Source organism: Pseudaeromonas pectinilytica (assembly GCF_054780855.1).
This window is the reverse complement of record NZ_BAAGVN010000335.1, coordinates 1-26,341: the sequence shown is the minus strand read 5'-3', so window position 1 is coordinate 26,341 and position 26,341 is coordinate 1. Positions and strand designations below refer to the sequence as shown.

The 26,341-nt window shown below is 57.7% G+C and carries 20 protein-coding genes; 13 read left to right on the top strand and 7 right to left on the bottom strand.

The genetic code is table 11. The features are described 5' to 3' along the window. Positions 1-77: 77 nt before the first annotated feature. Both ACYVG7_RS15300 and ACYVG7_RS15295 read right to left on the bottom strand, forming a co-directional pair. On the bottom strand, positions 78-785 hold the full coding sequence (locus ACYVG7_RS15300; protein ID WP_460883960.1) for a DUF3644 domain-containing protein: 708 nt from the start codon (positions 783-785) through the stop codon (positions 78-80). A gap of 432 nt (positions 786-1,217) precedes the next feature. Then, entirely contained in the window at positions 1,218-2,135 is a 918-nt protein-coding gene (locus ACYVG7_RS15295; protein WP_460883959.1) for a LysR family transcriptional regulator, read from the bottom strand. A gap of 217 nt (positions 2,136-2,352) precedes the next feature. Between ACYVG7_RS15295 and ACYVG7_RS15290 the strand changes: the two genes are divergently transcribed. From ACYVG7_RS15290 to ACYVG7_RS15280, 3 genes are read left to right on the top strand one after another with little or no spacing between them, the layout of a single operon-like run. Next, on the top strand, positions 2,353-4,329 hold the full coding sequence (locus ACYVG7_RS15290; RefSeq protein WP_460883958.1) for an FUSC family protein: 1,977 nt from the start codon (positions 2,353-2,355) through the stop codon (positions 4,327-4,329). After that, positions 4,322-4,525 (top strand): DUF1656 domain-containing protein, encoded by a 204-nt coding sequence (locus ACYVG7_RS15285; protein WP_460883957.1) that lies wholly within the window; start codon positions 4,322-4,324, stop codon positions 4,523-4,525. The genes ACYVG7_RS15290 and ACYVG7_RS15285 overlap by 8 nt, the downstream gene beginning before the upstream one ends. A gap of 12 nt (positions 4,526-4,537) precedes the next feature. After that, positions 4,538-5,428, top strand: a complete 891-nt coding sequence (locus tag ACYVG7_RS15280; protein ID WP_460883956.1) for an efflux RND transporter periplasmic adaptor subunit — start codon at positions 4,538-4,540, stop codon at positions 5,426-5,428. Between the two features lies 1 nt (position 5,429). On the opposite strand, the gene ACYVG7_RS15275 is transcribed toward ACYVG7_RS15280, so the two are convergent. Continuing rightward, a complete protein-coding gene (locus ACYVG7_RS15275; RefSeq protein ID WP_460883955.1) occupies positions 5,430-6,032 on the bottom strand; it encodes a GNAT family N-acetyltransferase in 603 nt (200 codons plus the stop codon). 316 nt (positions 6,033-6,348) lie between these two features. Between ACYVG7_RS15275 and ACYVG7_RS15270 the strand changes: the two genes are divergently transcribed. The 3 genes from ACYVG7_RS15270 to ACYVG7_RS15260 all read left to right on the top strand — a co-directional run bounded on the left by ACYVG7_RS15270 (position 6,349) and on the right by ACYVG7_RS15260 (position 12,520). Beyond that, the gene (locus ACYVG7_RS15270) at positions 6,349-8,040 is read left to right on the top strand and encodes a 6-pyruvoyl-tetrahydropterin synthase-related protein (RefSeq protein WP_460883954.1); all 1,692 of its coding nucleotides are present in this window, start codon (positions 6,349-6,351) and stop codon (positions 8,038-8,040) included. Positions 8,041-8,166: 126 nt separating this feature from the next. Then, positions 8,167-9,246, top strand: coding sequence for an efflux RND transporter periplasmic adaptor subunit (locus ACYVG7_RS15265; protein ID WP_460883953.1), 1,080 nt, complete (start codon positions 8,167-8,169; stop codon positions 9,244-9,246). Further along, positions 9,236-12,520: an efflux RND transporter permease subunit gene (locus ACYVG7_RS15260; protein WP_460883952.1), complete on the top strand. Its 3,285-nt coding sequence runs from the start codon at positions 9,236-9,238 to the stop codon at positions 12,518-12,520. The genes ACYVG7_RS15265 and ACYVG7_RS15260 overlap by 11 nt, the downstream gene beginning before the upstream one ends. A 97-nt stretch (positions 12,521-12,617) precedes the next feature. Here the strand turns inward: ACYVG7_RS15260 and ACYVG7_RS15255 are convergent, their stop codons facing one another. Together ACYVG7_RS15255 and ACYVG7_RS15250 are read right to left on the bottom strand one after the other, a co-directional pair. Further along, positions 12,618-13,127 carry an EF-hand domain-containing protein gene (locus tag ACYVG7_RS15255; protein ID WP_460883951.1) on the bottom strand — a complete coding sequence of 170 codons (510 nt, stop codon included), beginning with the start codon at positions 13,125-13,127 and terminating at the stop codon, positions 12,618-12,620. Between the two features lie 154 nt (positions 13,128-13,281). Next, complete coding sequence (locus tag ACYVG7_RS15250) at positions 13,282-14,025, bottom strand: UTRA domain-containing protein (RefSeq protein ID WP_460883950.1); 744 nt, start codon at positions 14,023-14,025, stop codon at positions 13,282-13,284. Positions 14,026-14,247: 222 nt separating this feature from the next. Here ACYVG7_RS15250 and ACYVG7_RS15245 point away from each other — a divergent pair, with 222 nt between their 5' ends. From ACYVG7_RS15245 to ACYVG7_RS15220, 6 genes are all read left to right on the top strand, one after another. Next, complete coding sequence (locus ACYVG7_RS15245) at positions 14,248-15,294, top strand: ABC transporter substrate-binding protein (protein ID WP_460883949.1); 1,047 nt, start codon at positions 14,248-14,250, stop codon at positions 15,292-15,294. 4 nt (positions 15,295-15,298) lie between these two features. After that, on the top strand, positions 15,299-16,177 hold the full coding sequence (locus tag ACYVG7_RS15240) for an alkaline phosphatase family protein (protein WP_460883948.1): 879 nt from the start codon (positions 15,299-15,301) through the stop codon (positions 16,175-16,177). A 31-nt stretch (positions 16,178-16,208) separates the two neighbouring features. Next, positions 16,209-17,078 (top strand): ABC transporter permease, encoded by an 870-nt coding sequence (locus ACYVG7_RS15235; RefSeq protein ID WP_460883962.1) that lies wholly within the window; start codon positions 16,209-16,211, stop codon positions 17,076-17,078. A gap of 85 nt (positions 17,079-17,163) precedes the next feature. After that, complete coding sequence (locus tag ACYVG7_RS15230) at positions 17,164-17,892, top strand: ABC transporter permease (protein ID WP_460883961.1); 729 nt, start codon at positions 17,164-17,166, stop codon at positions 17,890-17,892. Positions 17,893-17,947: 55 nt separating this feature from the next. Continuing rightward, complete coding sequence (locus ACYVG7_RS15225) at positions 17,948-18,943, top strand: ABC transporter ATP-binding protein (protein ID WP_460883947.1); 996 nt, start codon at positions 17,948-17,950, stop codon at positions 18,941-18,943. Beyond that, entirely contained in the window at positions 18,943-19,623 is a 681-nt protein-coding gene (locus tag ACYVG7_RS15220) for an HAD family hydrolase (protein WP_460883946.1), read from the top strand. Before ACYVG7_RS15225 ends, ACYVG7_RS15220 begins: the two co-directional genes overlap by 1 nt. 40 nt (positions 19,624-19,663) lie before the next feature. On the opposite strand, the gene ACYVG7_RS15215 is transcribed toward ACYVG7_RS15220, so the two are convergent. Then, positions 19,664-21,859 carry a PAS domain S-box protein gene (locus tag ACYVG7_RS15215; protein ID WP_460883945.1) on the bottom strand — a complete coding sequence of 732 codons (2,196 nt, stop codon included), beginning with the start codon at positions 21,857-21,859 and terminating at the stop codon, positions 19,664-19,666. A gap of 187 nt (positions 21,860-22,046) precedes the next feature. Beyond that, complete coding sequence (locus tag ACYVG7_RS15210; protein ID WP_460883944.1) at positions 22,047-24,761, bottom strand: family 14 glycosylhydrolase; 2,715 nt, start codon at positions 24,759-24,761, stop codon at positions 22,047-22,049. A 381-nt stretch (positions 24,762-25,142) separates the two neighbouring features. Here ACYVG7_RS15210 and ACYVG7_RS15205 point away from each other — a divergent pair. Next, positions 25,143-26,341 (top strand): cache domain-containing protein (locus ACYVG7_RS15205; protein WP_460883943.1); only part of this gene is annotated, 1,199 nt, incomplete at its 3' end.

Sequence of the window (26,341 nt, the reverse complement as noted above, 5' to 3'; positions counted from 1 at the left end):
TGAAACTGGTCAGGATCGGCTGTCGAACGGCTCCAATGCCACAACGCCTGTTGAAGCTGGCTGAGTCTCGATGGTAATCAGGTAGCCAAATGCGACATTAATGCATGCTCATCACCAAATTCCTCGACGAGTATTGACTCAAAGTTACTAAGGCTAGCCTGGCACTCACCGCTAATAGCTAAGTCTAAAGCTGGTAAATTACGATGCTCAATTTTATTTCTTAAACCGATTAAAAAATCCAAATTTGACTTTTCGGGGCATGACACACCTTTCCAATAGTTATCAATACAAGTGGATAATTCCCAAGCCTTTTTCTCTCCGTCCTTTAGAACTGGTAGGCCCTCCTCATCTACGTAATTATAGGCCAACATCTTTTTTTCAAAAATTGCATGAAACAATGAAGTCCAAGCGATAACGATGTTAACAATAAACCCATATGTTTTGAACGTTGTAAAAGGATTATTGTATGTAGCCACCGCCAATAGCGCAAACTCTTTAGCTTTACCAAGTAATATACCTTTAGTTGACATATCTGCTACATCTTGCAGCTTTTGACTGTGAACAAGCCTAAATTCATCTTTACTAAGAAATCTAATCCCTGATGTGGAGTATTGACCTTCATCATTTTCAATATATTGATGCCACCGTTTAGAGGGATAAGTTCTGCATGTATCGACTTTCCAACCAGTAGCATCAGCAAGATTCTGAATTGTAAATACCTCTCCAGATATCTCTTTTTCCATAAGAAAATCATATGCCAAATCGACCTGATCATACTTTGACATTTCACGCCCCTTACATTTAATGAAAAGTATATCGATACACTCAGATGGTAGAATTATCACTACTATTCAGGATCAGAGTAGTGTTTTACCGAAACCACATCTCGCAGAGTATTCAAAAAAACCATCCAGAATTATGCGTTAAATCAAATAGCCTCAAATAAAAGTGACCAAGAGTGAATAAACGTATCGAGTTATGTTTGAACAAGGCGCTGGCAGTTGGGCGATAAGCTGACCGTGGGCGGCAGGGATGCCGCCGCCGAGCTTACAGGGACGTATTTACAGCGGGTCGGCGTTCGGCCAGCTGACAACGCGGAAACCAGTAAGCAGTAAGCAGTAAGCAGCACGGAAATATCCCGCTATGACACCTCCGCTGCTTTTGTCTATTACTCGCGACTTGCCTATTTCCTACCGGATCCAATCACTCGAACGGTATTAGCCAAATACCCGCACGGCGCTGCCTTGGTATTGGGCCAGGTAGCGGCGGACCGCTTCGATGGCGTGTCGCACCTTGGCCGGTTGCGCCTCCCGGCTGGAGGTGACGGCGTAGAGATTGACCTCGGGCAGGTGCCAGTCCGGCAGTACCCGCACCAGCTTGCCGGAGGTAAGAGCCTCCTGCACATCGAACTCGAAGCGATGCAGGATGCCAAATCCCGCCTCGTTGAGCTGACCCAGAGTCTGAGATTCGTTGCACTGGATGCGACCGTTAAGCTCCAGTACCTGCTGCTCACCGCCCTCATGGGTAAAGGGAAATGAGGTCGGATTGGCGCGACTGGTGAGGATCAGCATCTGGTGCTGATGGAGATCTTCCGGCACCACCGGATGCCCCATGCGCTCCAGATAAGCCGGGCTGGCGCACAGTACATAACGCAGCGCGGCCAGATTGCGCGCCACCAGACTCGAATCCTCGGCCGGCCCCAGGCGAAACGCCAAGTCAATGCGATCGCTGATGAGATCCACCGGTTCGTTGGTGGCAATCAGCCGCAGCCCCAGTTGGGGAAACTCCTGCAGCATGGGCGCCAGAGCCCGGGTCAGATGGGCGCGGGCAAAGAGGATGGTGCTGGCGATGCGCAGCTCGCCCAGAGGCGCCTCACGCTGGGCCAATAGCCGTTGCTCGGCCTGACGGGCGGCCGCCAGCATATCCCGACAGCTCTCGTACACCCCTTCCCCGGCCGCGGTCAGCGTCAGCTTACGAGTCGAGCGGTGCAGCAGCACCACACCGGTTTCACTCTCCAGCTGGCGGATCTGCTGACTCACCGCCGAGGGGCTCATCTCCAGTTGGCGCGCGGCCGCCGTCATGGAGCCGGACTCCACCACATGGGCAAACACCAACAGTCGTTTGATATGGGCCATTATTAACCACCGCTTAATACTGAATGAACAAATGAGCCATAGATGGGGCATTATTGAAGCGAGTATCATAAAACGCAATGCGATAGCGCTTATCCGGCCCGATGCGGTCAGCCCGGAGTCCTTACTTGCTACAAAACCCGTCGTTCGATGCCCGATCCGCGATCCAGATCCTTGCTACCACTATGCGGACTTTGTCTGTCGTCATGGAGCCCACGTTTTGCTAAAAAGCCCTATGTTCGAACTCCTGTTCTCGCTCAAGACCTTTACCGCCGCCATGCTGGCGCTCTATCTCTCCATGGTCTTGGGGCTCGATAACCCGACCTGGGCCATGATGTGCGTCTATATCATCGCCCAGCCGTTCTCGGGCATGGCGCTGGCCAAGGGCGTCTCGCGGCTGCTCGGCACCCTGTTCGGTGCCATCGCCTGCATGATCCTGCTGCTGGCGCTGCATACCGCACCTGTGCTGCATATGCTGGCTCTGGCGCTCTGGCTGGCCTGCTGTCTGGCGCTCTCCTTGCTGGAGCGCAGTGCCTACAGCTACGCCTTTATGCTCAGCGGCTATACGGCGTTGTTTATCTCCTTGCCCTATGTGGATAGTCCCCTGAGCATTGTCAACGTGGTGTTGGCGCGGGTGGAGGAGATTGGGCTGGGCATCATCTGCTATATGGCCATCGACCTGCTGGTGTTCCCGCGCAAGAGCCACGGCCTCTATCTATCGACTCTTGCCCGCGCCCAACAACTCATCGCCAGCTGGCAGCAGGCGATTGCTGACCAGCCCACAGAGCACCATATCGAGCTGCGGCAGAGTCTGTTGCAGTGCCTGCGCCAATGCGACGATCTGCGCCAGCAGGCGTTGCGAGACTCCCACCGTCTGCGCGGCCACGAAGCGCTGCTGCTGGAGCTGCAATGTCAGTTGCAGCAGCACTTCTCCTTGCTGGTTTCCAGCGAAGAGCGGCTTTGTCAGCTCGCATCCCCCTTGCCTGAGTCGTTGCAACGCCAATTGACGCAACTGGCCAGTGGCACCCCGCTGCACTGTGATTCGCTGGCTGGAGAGGCTGACAGCACAACGCAACGAGATGATCCTCACTTCAACCAGGACAGCCTCAACGAGCTGATACCGCTGCTGGGCCGCAGTTGTCAGCAGATTGCTGAATTGATGCGCTATCTGGACCATGTTCCCACCTATAAGAGCCGGACCCTGCGCTTTGCCTACCATCAGGATCCGGCCCAGGCCCTGCTGATTGGTGCCGTAGCCGCCGCTTCGGTACTGGTCGCTGCCAGCTTTTGGTACTTCACCGGTTGGAGCGATGGCTACGTGGCGGTGATGATCACCGGCGTGGTCTGCTCGCTGTTTGCCAGCGCCGATAACCCGCTGGTTCCGGCCAAGGGCTTTTTTATCTTTAATCTGTTGGCTCTGCCCATTGCCATGCTCTACCTGTACGGCATTTTTCCACTGCTGAGCGATTTTACCAGCCTGGTACTGGCGCTGGCCCCCGCCTATCTGCTGGGCGGTTATCTGATGGCCAAACCCGCCTCGGCTCCCATCGCCATCCCGCTGGTGCTGGGCACCACCGTCTTGCTGACCATCAGCAACAACGCCAGCACCACGCCGATTGCCCTGATCAACATGGGCGTTGCCCAGCAGATCGGCATGGGGCTACCCCTGTTGATGATGGGAATATTGCGCCGCATCGGCCGTGAGGCCGCCAGTCAACGCCTGGTGCAGGCCTTGGAGCGGCAACTCATAGCCGCCGCCCGAGGCAGTGCAGGCAGTCGCAGCGAGTTCGAGAGCCGTCATCAGGAGCTGATGCACGGCTTGATCCTGCGCGCAGGCAGCCAGAGCGAGAGGGTAACCCAAGCCTGTGGTGCCAGCTTGCGACTGGGACTGGCCCTACTGCATCTTGGCCCGCTGCAGGCCAGTTTGTTGCCCCATGGCCGCACCGCATTGCAACAGGCCCGCGAACAGATTGCCGAGTTTTTCACCTTGAAACCGGAGGCGCGCGCCACAGCCTTTGCCCCACTGCAGGTCACCTTGCGGCGGACGCTCTGGTATCTGACCCATCCGGCCGGTGCGGCCAGCCGCGAGATAGAGCTGCGCTTTGCCGCCGTGCTGCAGGCCTTTGAGACCTATCCCGACTTTTTTGCCCCATCTTCTCAACCGACACTGTTACCGGAGGTCGCGAGCCATGCATGAAATTGATCTGGGCGGACTCTTCTTCCCACCCTTGCTGCTGTGTGGGGCCCTCGCGATACCGCTGACCCTGCTGTGCAGCCGCCTGTTGGGATCATGGGGCGCCTACCGTTGGCTCTGGCATGCCCATCTATTTAATTGCGCCCTGTTTGTGGTGCTGACCGTGCTGCTGCGTCAGCTGCTGTTTGTCATTGGATAATAAGAGACACCTATGAAAATCCTTCACTTTTTACCCCGTGTGGTGGCCACTCTGGCCATGGTGGCGCTTGCCCTGTTTTTGGGGATGCACCTCTGGCACTACTACATGGAAGCGCCCTGGACCCGGGATGCCCGGGTACGCAGCGAGGTGACCCAACTAGCCGGAGACGTCTCGGGCCTGATCAGCGAGGTGCGGGTGCGGGATAATCAGCATGTGCAGCGCGGCGAACTGCTGTTTCGCATCGATCCGGCGCGTTATGTGCTCGCCGTCGAGGTGGCCAAGGCCAATCTGCAGAGTAGCCGCCTGCTGATGGCACAAAAGCAGCGCGATGCCTCCCGGGCCGACCGGCTGCAAAGCGCCCTCTCCCAGGCGGCCAAGGAGCAGGCTATCGCCGATGCCGATGTGGCCAGCGCCAACTATCAGCAGGCCCAGGTGCTGCTGGCCCAAGCCAAACTGGATCTGGATCGCACCGAGGTGCGCGCCCCCTGCGAGGGTTATGTCACCAATCTGGATCTGCATGTCGGCGCCTATCTGCATGCCGGTACCGCTGTAATGGCGCTGGTACATGCCGATGGCTTCTATGTGGCGGGTTACTTCGAGGAAACGCGCCTTTCGCGGATCCAGCCCGGCGCCCAGGTGCGTATCGAGCTGATGGGGGTATCAACGCCGCTGAGGGGCACGGTCGCCAGCATTGCCCGCGGCATCCAGGATCGGGAGTTATCCGGCAGTACTGGGTTACTGGCCAACGTCAACCCGACGTTCCAATGGGTTCGGCTGGCCCAACGCATTCCGGTGCGCATCGAGCTGGCGCCTCTGCCTGCCGGTGTGCATCTGGTGGCCGGGCAAACCGCCAGCGTGGAGATCATAGAGCCGGACACGCCTCCTGCCACCAGCCACGAGTGAATCAGAGCCAGCGGATCATATCGTCGTTGAGCACGCCTTGCGGCCACTCGAAGCTGTCGAGGCGATGAAAGCCGTGGCGCAGATAGAAGTGCACGGCACGGCGGTTGGCATCCTGTACCCCGCCCATCAGCACCACCGCCTGGCGTCCCAGTTCACTGCACAGATGCAGCCCCTGCTTGAGCAGCGGAGCGCCCAGCCCCAGGGATTGCCAGCCTTCGGCGATCACAGGCGCCAACGACACACAGAGCGCCGGATCGTACTCAATACCGTAGCGGTTGAAGCGCTCCTGTTCATGGGGCGCCAAGCCCATCTGCAGGATGAGATAGCCCAGCACTATTTCCTCATCCCCACTCTTATCCAGCAACAGCAAGCGCAGCGTCTGGCTCGGATCCAGCTCGGCCACTAGCTGTTGACCATGCTGCCACTCCAAGCCATGAGGCGCGAAAAAGCGCCGTGTGTCATGGGATAGACCTGTTAAAAACTGCGCAAACACCGCCTCGTCCCGAGGTCGCAACGGCCGAATCAAGCGCAGCCTGCCATGAGAATCACGATACCAAGCTTCGGCAAAGGGCGTATAAGTTAGATCAGCAAACGGCAGGGACATAGCCAGTCTCCATAATAAGTATTCGCAGCAGTCGACGCCAAACGTGGCGGGAGTCTTCTGACAAGCCTAGGTCAGATATCCAAAGCTACCTGAGGCTAGATCCCGAATTCCGCCTCTTGCTCTGTGTTGGTAGCCTCTGACCCGTACTGGCCGAAAGTCTTCGAGATTCAAACATCCGTCGATCTTGACTACTATTCTAGGGTCCAGCGGGTCATGCAAAGCAGTTAACATCATAACGTCAGTACCGCAGGGATACCCCTCAAACACAGGGATAACACTCAGCACAGGGATAACACTCAGCACAGGGAGCGCGCGAATGAATGTGTGGTCTGGCCGCCTGAACTTCCGGCGTATATCGCCTTGGCTCTCTATCACGCTGCTAGGGCTGTTTCTGACCTCGCCGCAACTGCTTACCACCTGTTTGGGTGGCCACGATATTTATCATCACCTGATCTTCAGCTATCACTTCAGCGAGCAGTTGCTACAAGGTGAACTGTACCCCCGCTGGCTCACCCACATGAACGGCGGCTTTGGCAGCCCAACCTTCTTCTTCTATCCTCCATTGCCCTATTACCTGACGGCGCTCTTTTCCTGGATACCCGAGTACAACCTGCTGGGCTGCCCCCCCCTGGCGCTAAGCATCAGTCTGGCGCTGATCCTCTCCGGCATGAGCGCCTACTACTGGCTCCGGGAATTGACCGCCGCCCGCTATGCGCTGGGGATAGCCATGCTCTACATGGTGCTGCCCTATCACTTGCTGATCGATCTGTATGTCCGCTTCTCGTTTGCCGAATTCTGGTCTTTCGCCTGGATGCCATTGATCCTGTACTGCAGCAAGCGGATTAGCCGGGGGGAGCCCCATGGGGTGGTCGGTCTCGGGATCAGCCTGGCCTTACTGATCACCACGCACCTCCCCACCTTACTGATCTTTTTACCGATCCTGGTCGGCTACAGCTTGGTGGCTTGCGGCAGCACGCCTCGTCTCATCGCCTGGGCGCGCAACGGGCTCGGGATAGTGCTAGGGATAGGTCTGGCCGCCATCTACTGGCTACCGGCCATGACGACACAGGAATATGTGTCGATGCCCAGCATGTATGTCGGCTTCCTGCACTACAGCAACAGCTTCCTCTCGAGCTGGCCGACCCTGGAGCGGGGTTGGACCTTTCGCCGCTACCTGATGGTCATCACAGTCGGTACCAGCCTGCTTGGCGTCCTGGCCTGGTGGTGGAGTCGCCGCTATCTGGCACCAGAGGTTCGCCACGAGAGTCGCTACTGGCTCGTGGTTGCCGTCTTGTCACTGGGCATGACACTGCCCTGGAGCAAACCGATCTGGGATCTGCTGCCGATGTTGCAAAAGGTGCAATTTCCGTGGCGTTTCAATGCGGTGCTGACAGTCGCCGCCATCACGCTGTTTGCCTTTGCGGCAACCACATTGCGCACCCTGGTGGTTCATGGCCGTAGCTATGTGATACGGAGCTGGGCGCTGCTACTGGCCACCTTGCTGCTCACCCAACTGGCGGTCGGCATCGAGCCCTTGTTCTTCGATCGGCTCACCGCCAGTGATGTCCAAAAAGCACTACAAGTTTCACGCAGCCCACTGGAGTACCGTCCACGCTGGGTTCCCATCGACCAGTTCAGCAAAGAGAGCGTCAATCGTCTTGGCGCATCAACGCCGCAAGTCCAGAGTGATCAGTCGGCATTGCGCTGGCAGATGATAGAGTGGGCTCCACGCCAGATCCGCATGAGCATCTCGACACCAGCGGCTGGCACCCTCACGCTGCACCAGTATTACTATCCGGGCTGGGTCGCACATAGTGCGGGACGATCCCAGCCCTTACCCCTACAGCCATCCCCTGATGGACTGCTTCAGATTGAGGTGCCAGCGGGCGACTATGCACTGGCCATCACGCTGGCGCCGTTACCCGAAGAGCTGGCCGGTCGCTGGATCAGCGCCTGCGCCTTGCTGTTGAGCTTGCTGCTGACCGGTTATCGTTGCCGGAGTATGTGACCGCGACACGATCAGAGCGCCCATCGGCACCGATATACTCAGGGAGTTGGCACCTAGGCGTCGTGAGCCTTGCGCCAGAGCCTCAATTGTCTATATTAGCCATAACTAATATATGGGAGCCCTACCATGCCGCATGCCCGTTACCCCGCTTGTCGACTTCCGCCCCTCGGCCGATCACTGCTATTCGCACTTCTGTTGCAGCCCATTGCTTACGCCGAGCCGCTGGCCGATACGACTCCCGTTGCCGCCGAGGTTCTGACCATCCGGCAGAGCCAGCACACGGACTGGTTCGAGATGGAGGCGCGGATCGAGCCCGTCGATCAGGGCTCTGTGGCGGCGCAGACCGCAGGCCGCGTCAGTCAGATCACCGTCGACGTCAATGATGTGGTGCCCGCAGGTCAGTTGCTGATCGAGATCACCAACACCTCCCAGAGTGCCGGGTTGGATCAGGCCAAGGCAGCGCTGCAGGCCGCCGAATCCCAACAGCGGGACGCTGAGCGTCAGTTGGCGCGCATGAGCGCCCTGGTCGCCAAGGGCACCATCTCCCGGCGGGAGTATGACAGCGCCAAGACCCAGAGTGATGCCGCCATCAGTGCCGTCGATCAGGCCAAGGCGGCCCTGGTGCAGGCCAAAGAGAATCTCGGCTATACCCGCATCCTGGCCCCCTACGCCGGGATTGTCTCTGGCCGTCATGTCGCGCTGGGTGAAACCGTCTCCCCCGGCCAGCTGCTGCTGACCGGTTATGCGTTCGAGAAGATGCGTCTGGTGGCCGAACTCCCGGCACGTTTTGTCAATCAGCTGCAACCCCGGACCCAGCTGCGGGCGACACTCCCCGATGGCCAGAGTCTGCTATTGAGCCAGCATCAGCTGTTTCAATTCAGCGATCCCAAGAGTCATACCTTTACCCTGCGCGCCCTCTTACCACCGCAAGACAAACCTCTGTGGCATGCCGGCGGTTGGGCCAAGCTGGCATTGCCCCTACCGCCACGGCCCATGATCCAGATCCCCGAGACGGCTCTGCTGCGGCAAAGCGAACTCTCGGCGGTCTACCTCAAACAGGGCAATGGTTTCGTCTTGCGCCAAGTCCGGCTGGGCCGACATCTCGATGGGCAGGTCGAGGTGCTGGCGGGCTTGCGGGATGGCGAGCAGATCGCCAGCGATGCCTATCGCATCCTGAATCAACAGGGAGGCCACTATGCACCCTGATCCGTCCAACGGAGCTAACACCCCATCGCTGGGCATTGCCGGCCGTCTGGCCCAGCAGTTCCTGCAATCGCCGTTAACCCCCATGTTCGCGATGATAGGCCTGTTGCTGGGCTTGGCCGCCATACTGGTGACGCCCAAAGAGGAGGAGCCGCAAATCGAAGTGACCTTTGCCGATATCTTTATCCCCTTCCCGGGCGCAACGCCCCAGGAGGTGGAACAACTGGTGACCACACCGGCCGAGCAAGTGATCTCGGAACTCACCGATATCGATACCCTCTACTCCTTCTCCAAACCCGGCGGCGCCATGCTTATTGTCGCCTTCAAGGTCGGCAAACCGCGCCAGCAAGCCTTGGTCGATCTCTACAACCAGTTGATGTCCAACCGCGACTGGCTGCCCGCGAATCTCGGGGTCGGTGAGCCGCTGATCAAGCCAAGAGCCATCGACGATGTGCCCGTGATGGCCTTGACCCTGTGGAGCAAACAAGCCAGCACCACGGCCGAGCAGTTGACCCAAGTAGCTCACGGTCTGGAAACAGAACTCAAGCGCGTGAGTGGGACCCGGCAGATCCAGACCCTGGGCCGTCATGACAGCCAGGTCTTGGTCACGGTCGATCCGGTCAAGCTCAACAGCTTTGGTATCGACTGGCCGACTCTGACCCAGACCTTACAAACCGCTAACCAGCAACAAGCCCCCTTGAGCCTGACCCAGGACAACCGACAGGTCTCGCTGCAAGTGGGTGACTTCTTGCGCTCAGCTCAAGAGGTCCGCGATCTGGTGATCGCCAGCTATGACGGCAAACCTGTCTATCTGGCCGATGTCGCTACGGTCGAGGACGGGGCCGATACTCCGGTCGCCAATGTCTGGATGAGCCAGCAGGGCCAAATCTATCCAGCCGTGACCCTGACCATCGCCAAACAACCCGGTGTCAATGCGGTCACCCTGAATCAGGCGCTGCAAGGTCGTCTGCAGCAGGTCAAAAATGTGCTGATCCCCGATGGCGTCGAGCTCACCATAAGCCGTGACTATGGGCAGACCGCCAGCGAGAAAGCCAACACCCTGATTGCCAAGCTCATCTTTGCCACCACCGCCGTGGTGCTACTGGTCTGGCTGACCATGGGCTGGCGCGAGGCGCTAGTGGTCGGTGCCGCCATAGTGCTGACGCTGGCCCTGACCCTGTTCGCCTCCTGGGCCTGGGGATTTACCCTCAACCGGATCTCGCTGTTTGCGCTGATTTTCTCCATCGGTATTCTGGTGGACGATGCCATCGTAGTGGTGGAAAACATCCATCGTCACCAGTCCAGAGGTGGCGACTGGCGGCAAGCCATTCCCCTGGCGGTGGATGAGGTCGGCGGACCCACCATACTGGCCACCCTGACCGTCATCGCCGCCCTGCTGCCCATGGCTTTTGTCAGCGGCATGATGGGTCCCTATATGAGCCCGATCCCCATCAATGCCAGCTCCGGCATGCTGATTTCGTTGGCCGTCGCCTTTATCGTCACCCCTTGGCTGGCCTTTCATCTCTTGCGTCAACATCACCCGAAATCCCCGACTGACGCATCCCCCCCGCAAAACTGGGAGCAAAAGGCCGCTCAGGGGTTAGGCAACTGGCTGGGACTGTTTTTGCAAGGTCCAGGCGCCCAAAAAACACGCCGCAAACTAGGGTTGGTGGTGGCACTGCTCCTGCTCATTGCCATGGTGATGCCGGTGGCCGAGTGGGTGGTGTTGAAGATGCTGCCCTTCGATAACAAGTCGGAGTTTCAGGTGATGGTGGATCTGCCCGAAGGCACACCGCTGGAAAACACCCAGGCGCTCTTGCAGCAATTGGCTCATGAGCTGGAACAACAGCCCGAGGTGACCTCGGTGCAGATCTACGCCGGTACTTCGGCGCCGACCAATTTCAATGGTCTGGTCCGTCACTACTTTCTGCGCGCCAGCCCCGAATTGGGGGATCTGCAGGTCAATCTGCTAGGCAAACAGGATCGTTCCCGTACCAGCCACGCCATAGCGCGCGAAGCACGGGAGCGGCTGACGCCCCTGGCACTGGCGGCAGGCGCGCGGATCAAGGTGGTGGAGATACCGCCGGGACCTCCGGTCTGGTCGCCCATCCTGGCCGAAGTCTATGGTCCCACCCAAAGCTTGCGCGAGCAGGCTGCGGCCCAGGTGGAACAGGCTTTCCAAAACTCCGCCGATATCGTCGATATCGATGTGGACATCCCGGCACGGCAGGAGCAGTGGCAGCTGCACATCAATCGGGATCGGGCCATGGGGCTGGGTATCTCCGAAGCCAGTATCCGCAATACCCTGGTGGCCGCGATTTCAGGCCAGGATGTGACCCAACTGCACAATGCCGGTATCGAAGGGCTGGGACAGAAGTACGCCAAACCCGTGCATTTGAAGGTGGCCGATGCAGACAAGGTAAACCTGCAAGGTGTGTTGGGTTTAACTCTCCCCTCTGCCGCAGGTCACGCCGTGCCGCTGGGCGAGTTGGTCACCATCGCGATCGGCGCGAGCCCCCACCCCATCATGCATAAAAACCAGCAGCCGATGGTGATGGTCACCGCCGATATGGCGGGCCAGCTGGATAGCCCTCTGTATGGCATGGCCGAGATTGCCAGTAAGCTGACAGAGCAACATCCAGAGTGGCCGCAGACCCTGATTGATGCACCGGATGGACTCTCAGGCGTCGGCATCAAGTGGGATGGGGAATGGAAGATCACCTACGAGACCTTCCGGGATATGGGTCTGGCCTATTCGGTCGGCTTGCTGCTGATCTATTTTCTGGTGGTCGCGCAGTTCCGCTCCTATCTGGTGCCCCTCATCATCATGGTGCCAATCCCGTTGACCCTGGTTGGTGTCATGCCGGGCCACGCGCTGCTGGGAGCGCCCTTCACCGCCACCTCCATGATCGGCATGATAGCGCTGGCCGGGATCATAGTGCGCAACTCGATTTTGCTGGTGGATTTTATCAACCAGCAGCGCGCCGCTGGCATCGAGCTGGCAACGGCGGTGATGAATGCCGGTCAAGTGCGCGCCAAACCCATCATTCTTACCGCGTTGGCGGCCATGATAGGCGCGCTGTTTATTCTGGATGATCCCATCTTCAGTGGTCTGGCCATCAGCCTGCTGTTCGGGCTCTTTGCCTCCACCTTGCTGACTCTGGTGGTGATCCCGGTGCTCTATTATCTCTACCTACAGGCACAGGAGCGGCCCGTCACCACAGATCCGATGCCGGCCCCCGCCATCGCCACCGAGCGACCGGAGGGCGATCTGTAGGCGGCTGACCAGAACGGTTTGCAATCCGATATAGAACGAGGCCCCGCATTGCGGGGCCTCGAGTTATCAACGGCCAATAGCAGTGAGCAGATGGCCACTACTGACCCGGTTTGACCGTGACGAACTCTTCCGAATTCAGGGTGCCGTTGCCGTTCTTGTCGTACAACTTGATCCACTCCTCGGTGGAGCCATTGAGCTGGTGTCGCGGCATGACCGATAACTCCTTGGCATCCAGAACCCCATCCTGATTGACGTCCAGTTGATTGAAGCGGCCTTGATGCTGACTCAGGCGATGCGCATTGAACTCAGCCTCGCTGACCTTGCCATCCCGATCCGTATCCATCATCTGCATGCCCCATCCCCGGTCGGTTCCCTTGAGATAGGGACCCTGCATCATCCCCATCCCCGACCCTTGTTGGCCTCTGGGGCCCATTTGTCCCATCATGCCGCGGCCGTAGTCGCCACAATAGCTACCAAACTCCTGTGACGTCAGATAGCCATCCTTATCCTGATCCAGCACACCAAAATTGATGGCCGGGCCCTGAGCCAGAGCCAGCCCTGCGATCACCGCCAAGACTAGTCCAGCCATAATGCTGCGCGTGTTCATAGATCACCTCATCTGTATTGCTTACGCGGATCCCACGCTTCAAGTGTGGTTCACCGATGTGACAACACCCTGCCAATGGGCAGAAGAAGTGTGACCAAGTGTGTCACGGGATCTGGACTGTGCCATGAGGTATGCGAGGGAGCCCCGGCTTGATTTATGGCATGGCACTTTCAATCCGGATGGCGACCGCATCATGGCGCCAATATTCCCGATCACAATCGATAAGTTGCCCCTGCTCGTCATAGTTGATGCGGGTGATCAGCAGCACAGGCGCGTCATCCGCCAGATTCAATCCACGCGCCACGGCTCCTCGCGCCGCACCCGGCACTATCTCGAAACAGGAGCGGCCATAACGAATGCCATAGCGTTCGGCATACAGTCGGGTCAGGGATTGCTCCAGATCGCAGGCCAACAGCCCGGGAAACCGGGCAGGCAGCAAAAAATGTTCGACATAGAGCACGCTGCGACCATCCAGTTGCCGCAAGCGGTTGATTTGCAACAGGGTGCTCAAGGGCGGTAATAACAGCTGCTGGCAGAGTCCGACTGGCGCCACGATCAGACCCGCGCTTTGGACCTGGGTGGTGACCTGGCGGTTCTGCACCTCAACCATGGCCTGAAAGTGGCTCTTGTAGCGGGGATCATAAATAAAGCGCGCCGAGGCCACAAACCAGCCACGCCGCTCCTCCCGGTAAATTTTCCCCTCGGCTTCCAATGCCGCCAGTGCCTCTTTGAGGGTGATGCGGGTGGTGGCAAAACGCTCGCTCAGCTCTCGTTCCGACGGCAATCTCGTCCCCGGCTGCAATAAACCTGCGGTGATCTGCTCCAGCAGCGCCTGCCGGATCTGGGCAATTTGCGTGGTGGCCCGGGGTGTATTTTCTGGGCTAGTCCAGCTATGCATATAAGTCTCATGGAAGTCTATCTCTGGGGCATAGCAATAGCATAACCAACACCAATCCACATCAGCCGTCTGTCATACCTCGATAAATGTTCATTTAATCGTCACCTGAGTGTCATCCAGTGCCATCGATAATCAGGCATGCCAGTTGCAATGCCTTATTTGCACTGACCTAGTCCAATTCGCCAATTACCTCCGCCAACCACATCCAAAGGAACGGAAACGATGAAACAACTTACACCCTGTCTGATTGCTACTTCATTGCTCCTCACCGCCCCCGCATTTGCGGCCGATACCACGGCGTTACTGACCGCGGCCAAGGCCGAAGGGGAAGTCAACAGCGTCGGCATGCCCGATAGCTGGGCGAACTGGAAGGATACCTGGGCTGACTTAGGCCGTCTGTATGGCCTCAAGCATGTGGATACCGATATGAGTTCGGCGGAAGAGATCGCCAAATTTGCCGCCGAGAAAGAAAATGCGACGGCCGATATTGGTGATGTTGGGCACGCATTTGGCCCCATAGCAGTGCAAAAAGGCGTCACCCAGGCCTACAAACCCAGTCATTGGGATGAAATTCCCGCCTGGGCCAAGGATCCGGATGGTCACTGGATGCTGGCTTATACCGGCACCATCTCCTTTATGATCAATAAAGATCTGGTTGCCAACCCACCCAAGAGCTGGGCTGATCTGCGCAGCGGCAAATACAAGGTGACGCTGGGCAACGTCGGTGTCGCCTCCCAGGCCAACAACGGCGTTCTGGCCGCGGCTATTGCCGGTGGTGGTGATGAAACCAATCTGGAGCCGGCGCTGGAGTTGTTTGCCGATCTGGCCAAACAGGGCCGTCTCTCGCTGACCGATCCGACACTGGCCTATATCGAGAAGGGCGAAGTGGAAGTGGCGGTACTGTGGGATTTCAACGCCCTGAACTACCGGGATCAAATCGACGCCAAACGCTTTAGTGTCGTCATTCCGAGCGATGGTTCAGTGATTTCCGGCTATAGCACGCTGATCAACAAGTACGCCAAGCATCCCAATGCCGCTAAATTGGCGCGTGAATATATCCTGAGTGATGCCGGTCAAATCAATCTGGCCAAGGGTTATGCCCGTCCGATCCGTCCGAGCGTGAAGTTGCCCGCCGAGGTGGAAGCCAAGCTGATCCCGGCAGCTCAGTATGCATCCGCCAAACCGGTCAAGGATTTCGAAGCCTGGACCAATGCCGCCAAGACCCTGCCCCGCCTGTGGCAGGAAAAAGTCATGATCAATCAGCAGTAATCTCATGTCGAATAAGGTCATTTACCTCATCATCGATGGCCTGGCCTGGCAGGTAGCCCGTGACAACATGGGCTACCTGTTGGCGTTGTGTGAGGCCGGACAAGCCAGCCGCTATCAACTCGAGTGCGAGTTGCCATCCCTGTCACGCCCGCTGTACGAAACCCTGCTCACAGGGCAGAAACCCGTGCACAGTGGCATCCGCCACAATGGCGTCAACCGTCTCTCCAACCAGCTCAGCCTCTTTCATCTGGCCCGGGATGCGGGTCTCGTCACCGCGGCAGCGGCCTATCACTGGTTCAGCGAATTGTATAACCGCAGCCCCTATCAGGCCCGCCGGGATCGGATAACCGATGACGCTGCATTGCCGATCCAGCATGGCCGATTTTACCACCAGGACCATTATCCGGATGATCACCTGTTGCTGGATGCGGATGATCTACTGCGCCGCTTTGAGCCGGATTTGCTGCTAGTTCACCCGATGAACGTCGATGATGCGGGGCACAAGTACGGTCTCGACTCGCCCCAGTATCGCAACAGCGCCCGACAGTTTGATCTGTGGCTGGCGGAATATCTGCCCGACTGGCTGGCTGCTGGCTACCAAATTCTGATCACCAGTGATCATGGTATGAACAACGACAAGACCCATGGCGGCGCCTTGCCCTGTGAGCGCCAGGTCCCGCTGTTTGTGCTCGGAAACAGCTTTAGCCACAGTGCCGAGGCTCAACCGAAGCAAGTCGAACTCTGTGGCACCCTGGCCTCCCTGCTAGGACTATCCCACTCGTTACCAAGCTGCGATGCCCTATTGGCGGCACCGCGGACAACCGAGAGCGATAGCCAGGCCCCTGAGCCGCTCGTTTTCCAACAAGGAGGCCGTGATGACTGATCAGGCTCTATTGCAGCTCCCGGAGGCTACCATGCCGGCATACCGCCATACGGCCCGTAGGCGCCTGCTACGCCAACTGCGGCGAGCCATTCCCATGCTCTGGCTGTTGCCACTGTTGCTGATCCTGGGCATTTTTACCTTTGCGCCCCTAGCCTGGATCCTGCACAGCTCACTCGCCACCGAGCAGGGCTGGTCGCTAAGCCGCTTCCATGAACTGCTGACCTCGGCTTTTTATCGCCAGGCATTCGGTAACAGCCTCTACCTGTCATTTGGCTCATCGGTAGCGGGTCTCTTGCTGGCGACGCTGGGTGCCGCCTCTTTGCGTCGGGTCGGTGGTCGGCTGCGCAACTGGGTTCTGGCCGTCACCAATATGACCAGCAATATGGCGGGCGTGCCGCTGGCCTTCGCCTTTATCGTCATTCTCGGGACCAATGGCGCCATCACTCTGATGCTGCGCCAAGGCTTGGGCATCGAGAGCTTTAATCTCTACTCGATGAATGGCCTGCTGCTGGTTTACACCTATTTCCAGATCCCGCTGGCCTTGCTGCTGCTCTATCCGGCGTTCGATAACCTCAATGATGACTGGCGTGACGCCGCCTCGCTGTTAGGCGCCTCGCCGCTGCGCTATGTCTGGCATGTGGCACTGCCCGTGCTGGCCCCGGCACTGCTGGGAACCTTTATCCTGCTGTTTGCCAACAGTATGGGGGCCTATGCCAGCGCCTATGCCCTCACCTCCGGCAATTACAATCTGCTGACCATACGTATTGCCAGCATGGTGGCAGGGGATTTGTTCCTGGAGCCGGAGCTGGCGGCCGCACTCTCGGTCTTGCTGATGGGCTTGCTCGCCCTGATTGCCTGGGCCAATCAACTCTTACTACGGAGAGTCCGTCATGGCCGCTGATACCTCAGTTCACCCTACTAGTGCCCCCCTGCGCAGCCGCCGCTGGCGAACCATCCATTACCATCAGTTGGTGGTAGCGAGCTTGATGGCGTTGTTGCTACTGCCCATAGCAGCCACCCTGGTCTATTCGCTCTCCAGCCGCTGGGGTGCCACCATTTTGCCCGATGGCTTCAGTCTGGGTTGGTATCTGCAACTGTGGAGTGAGCCGAGATTCTTGGCCGCTTTTGCCCGCTCGTTGCTGGTTTGCGCTGGGACCTTGGTGCTAGCCATTGTCATCGTAGTTCCTGCCGCATTTGTGGTTTTTTACTACTATCCGAAACTGGATCGCTGGATGAATCTGCTGATCCTGTTGCCCTTTGCCATGCCACCTGTGGTCAGTAGCGTGGGATTACTCAGCCTGTATGCCGACGGCACCTTGCCGATCATCGGCACTCCCTGGGTGCTGCTGGGGTGCTATTTCACGATTATTTTGCCCTTTTTATATCGTGCCCTGGCCAATCGCTTGCAGAGTCTGGATCTGCATAGCCTGATGGAAGCGGCGCAATTGCTGGGTGCCTCGGCGCCGAGGGCCTTTCTGTGTGTCGTGTTACCCGCCCTGCGCAAGAGCCTGTTCGCCTCGCTGTTTTTATCCTTTTCGTTTTTGATGGGCGAATTCGTATTTGCCAATCTGCTGGTCGGAACCCGCTTCGAGACCTTGCAGATCTATCTATACAACATGCGCTCGACCAGCGGTCACTACACCAGCGCCGTGGTCATGAGCTATTTCCTGATCACCCTGATCCTGACCTGGATCGCGACCCGTTTTAATCGCTGAGATCAGCCCAGCTCGTCGCTGTGGTTGCCATGCCCAAAAGACCTAGGAGCCATCGATGTCGTTTTTCGAGATCCAGAATTTGAGTAAACAATATGCCGGTCGCCCAGTATTCCGAGACCTGGACCTGAACATTGCATCCGGCGAGTTCATCACCCTGCTCGGCCCTAGTGGTTGCGGTAAATCGACGCTGCTGCGCTGTATGGCCGGACTGAGCCGTCCGGATCAGGGCGCACTGTTCATGGCTGGAGAGGAGATCACCCATTTACCGCCACAAAAACGCGGCATCGGCATGGTGTTCCAAAGCTATGCCCTGTTCCCGAATATGACGGTGCAGCAGAACATCGCCTTTGGCCTGCGGATGCAGGGACTGTCGCTGAGCAAGCAGCACCTGGCGGTACAGGAGATGATAGAACTCGTCGAATTGACCGGCAAAGAGCTGGCCATGCCCGATGAGCTCTCGGGCGGCCAGAAGCAACGAGTCGCACTGGCGCGAGCGCTGGTAGTTCGCCCTCGCCTGCTACTGCTGGACGAACCCCTATCGGCGTTGGATGCCCGCATCCGCCGCCATCTGCGGGAGCAGATCCGCGCCATCCAGCAACGTCTGGGGCTGACGACTGTGTTTGTGACCCACGATCAGGAGGAAGCCCTGACGCTGTCGGATCGCATCGTGCTGATGCATGAGGGTAAAATCGTGCAAGCGGGATCGGCCGAAAGCCTCTATACCCGTCCGGCCAGCCGCTTTGCCGCCCAGTTCATCGGCCAGTACAACCTACTCACGGCTGCAGAGGCCCAGACACTACTCGGACGAACGATCGCAGGTCAATTGGCGATACGCCCTGAATCCATTACCCTACTCCCCATTACCGACAGCCAGCTCACAGGCCGGGTGCTTGATCATCAATTGCTGGGCAATGTGATCCGTTACCGGATTGACTGCCGCGGAATCATTCTCAAGGTGGATGCCCTCAATCGCGATGCGGCCACCCTGTTGCCCGCCGGTCACGAGATTGGACTGAGTGTGGCGGAACCCGAACTCTGTGAGGTTGCCTGATGGCGCTGGCGTTATTTGATCTGGATGACACCCTGCTCGATGGCGACAGTGCCACCCTCTGGTTTCACTACATGGTGGCCCATGACATAGCCCCGGCGGCCATGCTGGCCGAAGAAGAGCAGATGATGGCGCGCTACTATGCCGGTGAGCTGGAGATGGCCGATTATATGGCCTTCACCTTGCAGCCTCTGGCAGGCATGGCCGTCAGCAGGGTCGATGCGTATTGTCAGCACTTTGCCAGTACCATAGCCGCCCCGCGCCTGTTTCGTGAAGGCATGGCCCAGTTGGCCTGGCACCGGGAGCAAGGCGATGAGTTGGTGCTGATCTCAGCCAGTGGAGCGCATATCGTCCGACCCATAGCCGCCGCCTTGGGGATACCCGATGACCATGTGCTCGCCATCGAGCTGGAACAACAAGATGGCTGCTATACCGGCCAGACCTCGGGGATCTTGAGCTTTCGCGAAGGCAAGGTGACGCGGTTGAAGAGTTGGCTGGCAGCACAGGATCGGCAGGAACAAGCTCAGTACGGTTATAGCGACTCGATCAATGATCTGCCCATGCTGCGACACGTTCGCCAGCCGCGAGTCGTCAATCCAGGCGCGCCATTATTGCAAGAGGCACAGCGGCAGCAGTGGGAGGTTTTGCGTTGGCGCATACGCCAGGACGAACCGGAGATATGATAACGAGTGCGGTGATAAGCAATGACTCGCCGCAGCTTGATCATCTCGTTTCGTCATCCACCAGCAGATAGCCATTCTTACCCTGTTGTTTCACCCGGTACATGGCCTCATCGGCCTGTTGGATCAGGCGCTCGCAGCTCACCGGTCCGGTTTGCGGATAAGTAGCCAGCCCAATGCTGGCACTAACCCGAAGGCGCAGATCGGCAATGACCACAGGGCGGGCAATCACCCGCAGCAGTCGCTTGATCAAACGAACCAGATCCTGACGATTGCCGCTGCCATGGATCACGCCGATGAATTCATCGCCGCCGATGCGAGCAATCAAATCCTGCTCACGCAGGGTCATGCGCATGCGCCGCGTGATCGCGATAAGTAGTTGATCCCCGATACTATGCCCATGGGCATCATTGATCTGCTTGAAGCCATCCAGATCGATATAAGCGACGACCAGCCGTTGGGAGGTTTCGGGATAACAGCGCGCCATCAGCTCCGGCAGCTTGTCAAACAGCAACTTGCGATTGGGTAATCCGGTCAGCAAATCGTGATAGGCCTGCTGCTCCAGTTGATGCTGATACTGCTTCTTGTCGGAAATATCAGAGGCGAGGCAAACATAATGACGCGGCGTACCATGCTCGTCGGTTACCACACTGATGGTCAGTTGTTCGGCAAAAATTTCGCCGTTTTTGCGGCGATTCCACATCTCCCCGCTCCAGTGCCCCCGGCTATGGAGTGAATGCCAGAAGCTGCGGTAAAACTCCGCATCCTGATAACCCGATTGCAATAGCTTTGGATTGCGCCCCATCACCTCGTCAGCGGTATATCCGGTCATATCACAGAATGCCTGGTTGACTTGTACAATACAGCCCTCGGTATTGGTGATCAGAATGGCCTCACGGGCTGCCGTCAAGACACTAGCCGCCAAGCGCAGCGCCTCTTCATCACGCCGCTGGGCAGTAATGTCCTGCAATGTGGAAATGACGGCATAGGGGCGAAGATCATCCGGATGGAATAGCGGCTGACAGTTGACCCGTAACCAGATGATCGCCTCTTGCCCTCGTTGCACTCCCATAATGGCATCCCGTATCGGATGCCCTGACGCCAGACACCGGCAGACCGGGTGTTCATCCAGGGATAATGGCCGCCCATCCTCCTGAAGCCGTTGCCAGTTCGCGCCACTCAAGGTGCTGCCGATAAAGGCTTCCGGCGACAAGCCAAAGATCCGGCAGGCTTCCTGATTGACCGCCAGAATCGAGCATCCCTGATCCAGCATCACACAGCCGACGGGCAGGCTGTCATGCAAGGCCCGATAGCGGAGCTCGCTGTCACGCAGGGCCAACTCGGCGGTCTTGCGCGCCGAGATATCGAGATGGGTTCCGGCCATTTGCAGCGGGGCGCCGTCTCTATCCCGGGTCATGATTTGTCCACGGCATAACACCCAGACCCAATGCCCGAGCCGATGCTGCAATCGCAATTCACATTCTACATTCGGCAGACGGCCAGCAATGTGCGCCTGCAAGATGGCATCGGCATGTAGCCAATCCTCTGGGTGCATCAGTCGTTGCAGAGTCTGACGAGTCACTGGCTCCAGTTCATGGTTTTCATAACCCAGCATCTGGGCCCAATAGGCGTTAATAAGAATTTCATCCGACGCTAAACACCACTCCCAGGTTCCAGCTTGTGTACCGGATAAAATATTCTGCAATCGTTGCCGCTTGGCTCTGAGTTGGGCCTCGGTCGTCAGCCGCTCGGTCAGGTCATAGATAATGGAGTAGAGCAAGGGTTGGCCATCGATGATCACAGGACCGCAGTGCACCTCGACCTGACGGATGTCACCATTGGCCAAGCGATGGGGAAATTGAAAATAACAACGCTGCTCGGCAACGGCCTTGTTCATCTCCAGATGGATTTGTTGCGGAGTGAGACAGTTAATCTCCGTAATTTTCATTGCCTGCAACTGCTGCTGTGAATAACCATAAAACAGTGCGGCAGCCGGATTGGCTTGAACAATGCCTCCGCTTTGTGGCTCGATCAGCAGCTGTGGCGTTTTGGCTTTTTCAAAGAAAATTTGATAGCTGTTATCCGCAGGCTGATGCCAGGGTTGCTGCAACTCTGCCGCCAAGAGCCGCCAGTCGGGGTCCGCAGCCAGGTCGGAGCCCACCGATAGCTCATGCAGCTGGCGCACAATGAGGTTCAATTGTTGCCGTAATTGTTGTCGTTGCTCGGACTCTTGGTTCACGTGCCCCTCGCATGGCTCCACACCTTGCTATCATCACCGACTTCAGAATAGTGAATATCGTCACTGACGAGCTAGTTTTGTTACCAGATGACTCCGAAATTGTAGGCCATGCCGCCTTCGGAATGCACAACAATGCAAATAAAAAACGGCCGCCGAAGCGACCGTCTGTGAGCGGCTGCAGTCACCGCTATTGGAACTGGTTGATCAGCCACTGCAGGCGTTCACGGGGGGTTTTGTCCTCATCAAAGAAGTTCTGCATCCGCAAGAAGGTGATGCCACCGAATCCCGGCGTCCGATGCAGGGCCGATGCAATCTGCTTCCATCCCTGCTCACCATACAACTCACCGGCCAGCGCATTCTCTCCCATCAGGGCAATGCCCAGTTCATGGGCCGCATCGGCAAACCAACCGACCAGATCCGCGGCCCGTGAATAGCCTTCGTAGTCCTTGTTGATCATCTCTAGACAGGTGAAGTGCAGCACGATTCGCGATCTATGCTCAGACGGCACCAGTTGATCCAGCAGTTGTACATATTCCCGCTGATTATGAGGGCCCAGAGTGGGATGCGGTTTGATAAGGCCGGCGGTGATTTCGGCGACACGAGGTGCCTGCGGATCACTGATCTCCCAGTGAATGCCGGGCACCTTGATCCCGATCGGGATCGAGCGCCATGCCGCATCATCAAACAAGCCGACCGACATCTCGACGATGCGACGGCCATGGGCCACCAAAGCACCGTGATACCAGCTGAGAAACTCTCGCGCCCAGGCCGAGTAGACATACTCCTTATTCTCGAACAGGTGGTCGGCAATCGGCATGCTGATGGCTTCAAACTGGCTATGCCGGGTACCAAAGGCGTAATTCAGGGCTTGAATGGAGGCAAAGCGCGAAGTGAGATAGCGACGCCAATCCTGCTCGGCCAGCGGGCTGTAGCATTGCAGCGTGCCACGGTTGGGATAGTTGCCCCAATCGTGGGAGTTGTAACTGGGATAGCGCAACTCCCCCGCCGGGCCCAGGCTGATATTGATCTCGGCAATCATACTGGAGCGCGCCGCATAATGATCCCGGAAGGCGCTGATAAAGCTGCGGTAATAGGGCATCACATAGGCATCGGCCCACAAGGAGACGTACTCCATGGAGGCATCACCGGTTTCACTGACATACTGCAGATCCCTCACCGAACCCAGCTCGGGGTGACTCTCCAACAACTTGCCCCATAACCACAGCGGTATGGTCTGCATAAAATCATCGTTCACGTTGCCACCGGCTTGGTGGAACGACAAGATCGGTACCCATTGCATATCGTGCTGGGCCAGCAAGGCCACCACGCGGTCGTAATAACTCCAGTCAAATTGACCGGCCTGACGCCCCTCAATGAGCCCCCACCACAGATCGGTGGAGATGGCCGTGACCCCCATGCGCCGTAGAGTACGAACCTCCTCGGCGAATTTCCGCCACTCCGCCTCCGACAACAGCTGCCGCTGGTTGGCCACTTTCAGATGTAACGGGCCCATGACTCGAAATGCCTTGTGTCCTAAGCGCGCCACCTGCCCTTGCCCGTGCCGCAAGCGGGTGAGCTGCCGCAAGCGCGCCTCTCCGACCCCAGGACTTAGCAGCACATCCAGATCCCGGATCACCCAGCCACAGTAGGTGGCATGATTGAGCACTGAGCCAACCAGGTGGTCCCATTGCGGGTGATCGTCCAGACTCAGACGCTGACCATTCTCCGCCAGCACCGGCAACTTGAGTTGTTTGGCCGCCTGTAACCAATCACCAATCAGCACAGGCTCACTCTCGCCATGGCTGACTCCGGCACCGGTCAACAGCAATCGACAGCGAGCTCGCAACCCAGCAGGCAGCAATTGCTCCAGGGTTTGGTGAAAGATCTCGGCCCGCGACAGCACTGAGTGGGGTTCTGAGATAAACCCTGCCACCATCTCAGCCAGAGCCGTATTGCTGTGCAGTAACCGCGGCAAACGGCCAGGCAAGCGCAGACCCAGAGTACAGTGCTGCCACTCATCGCTAAACACATCGGCACTGAGCGTCAGCAGCTCCCGGCCATAGTCCACCAGACAGTCATGATACCAACGGCAGAAGTCGCGCTCCGGAGTCCCAGCGCTCGGATCCTGCAGGCGCTCGGTGATGGCGATCACCTGCTTTTTCAACACGGCTGGTTGACTCAAGTCCAGCCCTGGCGCCTGCCATGCCTGTTGCCAGGCCGACAGAGACTGGTATTTGTGCAGCATGCCGTCAGCCAAGACCCCCAGCGCGCGCTGGCTGTAACAGGGGAAATAGGCCGACAGCCCCTCTTCGGCATAGTGACCGAGGAAGGGATAGCGCCACTCACCCTCGGGACCGACGCCCAACTGGATATGACGAATAGCGGGAGCGAACGCCGACAAATGATGGGCAAAACCACGCATAAACTGGCGGAAATAGGGCATGGTCACGGCCGAAGCCCACAGAGACGTCGCCATGATGCTGTCACGGCCATGTTGATCCAGATACTTGAGGCTATCCAGAGGCATGTCCGCAGGCAGCTCTTGCTGCAAGCGTCCCCACAACCAATCGGGAAGCAGACTCATATAGCGGACATCACTCATGCCGCGAGCGACCAGTGCCAAGTCCGGCACTATCTGCAGCCCTTCGCCACGGATCATAGTGAACAGCTGGTGATAAGGATGCCAGGCCGTAACCTCGTCCACTTGCTCGGGGGTAAACGGCGCAATATGCCGCCAACTGACGGGCACTATGATGCCATCCACACCCGCCAGACGGGCGCGGCGTAATTTTTGCTGGAGTGAAAGAAATTGCTCAGGTGTGGCGGGAAGCTGCAGAAGATTGCGCGTCAGATCGGCGCTGAGATGAACCCAAACCTGCAAGGGTGACTTGATAGTATCCATATTTCTCTCTGGCCATCGTCGAGTATGGCAACCGGAATGTCGGTGGTGTTTTCCCGTGTCGGGGCTGAAACTGCAAATCTGGTATGCTTTTCAGTTGATCACCCTGTGATCTAGAGCACAATTATCCGCAACTGGCTCAACACAGCGCCACCCCTATGAAACTTCGGGAATCCATCCGGAACTTAGTGTTGTGGATGAATATTCTGTTGTTCAATTTTGCATCCCCAGCACAGCACAAAAGAACCGACTTGGTGCAAGCACAAGAAAATACATAGTATTTCTCAATAGGTTATAACAAAAAAACAGCGTTTCCCTCTACCAAAGTGCGAGCTGGGTCATATATTATCAAACACCACAGGAAGACGCGTTTAGGGAATATTTATGCGTGCAATCTCCATACAATGGAAGATATCTCTGCTGGCAGGTGCCTGCCTGCTGGTTTCAACCGCAGCCTTAACCGGCATCGCTGTCTACGCCGCTTACCACACCAACCAGATGGTGGTGTCGGAATCCAGCGAAGAGCTGAAGCTCAATGCCGAGCAGATCTTGGCCCAGCAGGCGGAGACTGAATCGTCCCGGGTGGTGAATTATCTCAACGATGCGGTGATCCGCGGCGAGATGGTGGTTCAGGCGGTCAAGTTTCAGAAGGCCTTTGCCGAAGATAATCTGCTCAGCAGTGAAGTGCTGCGCGGCGCCATCAATCAGACCATGCGCTCCGCCGTCGAACATGCCGAGCATATTCTGGCCGGTTACGCCGTCTATCTACCCGATGCTTTGGATGCGGAAGATGCCAATTATGTCGGCTCCACCAACCTGGGAGCCAACGACAGTGGCCGTGCGGCCCTGTATTGGACTCGCAATGCCAAGGGTGAGTTGACGCTGGAAACCATTGCCGAAAAGGAGCTCAAAGATACCAGTCTGGATGCCAATGGCATTCCCTCCACCGAATGGTTCCAGTGCAGTCAGCGCCACAAACAGAGCTGTCTGCTGGATCCCTATGTGGATGAGTCCAGAACACCGCCCGAGCTGATGACCTCGGTCACCTTCCCGATCCTCGAGCAAGATGAGCTCAAGGGGATCGTCGGCCTAGATATCGAACTCGCCCATCTACAGGATCTGGTCAAAACCATGGATCAGCGCATGTTCGATGGCGCAGGAGAAGTACTGCTGGTCAGCCAGCATGGCATCATTGCTGGTACCACCCAGCCTAAACTCAAGTTGGGTGCCGGTTTGCAACAGCTCGAACCGACGCTGTTCAACGCTCTGCAAGGCATGCTGAAAATTGATAAGCGGCAAACCAGCTGGGACTCCGACTCCCTGCGGGTCTTTATGCCCATCCATATGCAAGGCAGCCAAACCACCTGGGCCTTGCTGATCACCATGCCTGCAACCACCGTATTGCAGCACGCCACCCTGCTGGCAGAGAAACTCTCCGGCGAGCTGGGCGGCACCACCCTGCAGTTGGTCGGCTCCGCCTTTGTCGTCGGTCTGCTCGGCCTGCTAATGGGATGGTCGCCCCTACCTAAAATGGCATCTGTAGTGCCAAAGTGGCGAATGAAAATTCCCACCGACCCAGAGAG

Excerpts from the sequence above, each read along its gene's own strand:
- ACYVG7_RS15240 (WP_460883948.1), top strand. The coding sequence starts at position 15,299 with ATGTCGAATAAGGTCATTTACCTCATCATCGATGGCCTGGCCTGGCAG.
- ACYVG7_RS15295 (WP_460883959.1), bottom strand. The coding sequence starts at position 2,135 with ATGGCCCATATCAAACGACTGTTGGTGTTTGCCCATGTGGTGGAGTCC.
- ACYVG7_RS15270 (WP_460883954.1), top strand. The coding sequence starts at position 6,349 with ATGAATGTGTGGTCTGGCCGCCTGAACTTCCGGCGTATATCGCCTTGG.
- ACYVG7_RS15275 (WP_460883955.1), bottom strand. The coding sequence starts at position 6,032 with ATGTCCCTGCCGTTTGCTGATCTAACTTATACGCCCTTTGCCGAAGCT.
- ACYVG7_RS15260 (WP_460883952.1), top strand. The coding sequence starts at position 9,236 with ATGCACCCTGATCCGTCCAACGGAGCTAACACCCCATCGCTGGGCATT.
- ACYVG7_RS15285 (WP_460883957.1), top strand. The coding sequence starts at position 4,322 with ATGCATGAAATTGATCTGGGCGGACTCTTCTTCCCACCCTTGCTGCTG.
- ACYVG7_RS15235 (WP_460883962.1), top strand. The coding sequence starts at position 16,209 with ATGCCGGCATACCGCCATACGGCCCGTAGGCGCCTGCTACGCCAACTG.
- ACYVG7_RS15245 (WP_460883949.1), top strand. The coding sequence starts at position 14,248 with ATGAAACAACTTACACCCTGTCTGATTGCTACTTCATTGCTCCTCACC.
- ACYVG7_RS15280 (WP_460883956.1), top strand. The coding sequence starts at position 4,538 with ATGAAAATCCTTCACTTTTTACCCCGTGTGGTGGCCACTCTGGCCATG.
- ACYVG7_RS15230 (WP_460883961.1), top strand. The coding sequence starts at position 17,164 with ATGGCGTTGTTGCTACTGCCCATAGCAGCCACCCTGGTCTATTCGCTC.
- ACYVG7_RS15250 (WP_460883950.1), bottom strand. The coding sequence starts at position 14,025 with ATGCATAGCTGGACTAGCCCAGAAAATACACCCCGGGCCACCACGCAA.
- ACYVG7_RS15300 (WP_460883960.1), bottom strand. The coding sequence starts at position 785 with ATGTCAAAGTATGATCAGGTCGATTTGGCATATGATTTTCTTATGGAA.
- ACYVG7_RS15255 (WP_460883951.1), bottom strand. The coding sequence starts at position 13,127 with ATGAACACGCGCAGCATTATGGCTGGACTAGTCTTGGCGGTGATCGCA.
- ACYVG7_RS15225 (WP_460883947.1), top strand. The coding sequence starts at position 17,948 with ATGTCGTTTTTCGAGATCCAGAATTTGAGTAAACAATATGCCGGTCGC.
- ACYVG7_RS15210 (WP_460883944.1), bottom strand. The coding sequence starts at position 24,761 with ATGGATACTATCAAGTCACCCTTGCAGGTTTGGGTTCATCTCAGCGCC.
- ACYVG7_RS15265 (WP_460883953.1), top strand. The coding sequence starts at position 8,167 with ATGCCGCATGCCCGTTACCCCGCTTGTCGACTTCCGCCCCTCGGCCGA.
- ACYVG7_RS15220 (WP_460883946.1), top strand. The coding sequence starts at position 18,943 with ATGGCGCTGGCGTTATTTGATCTGGATGACACCCTGCTCGATGGCGAC.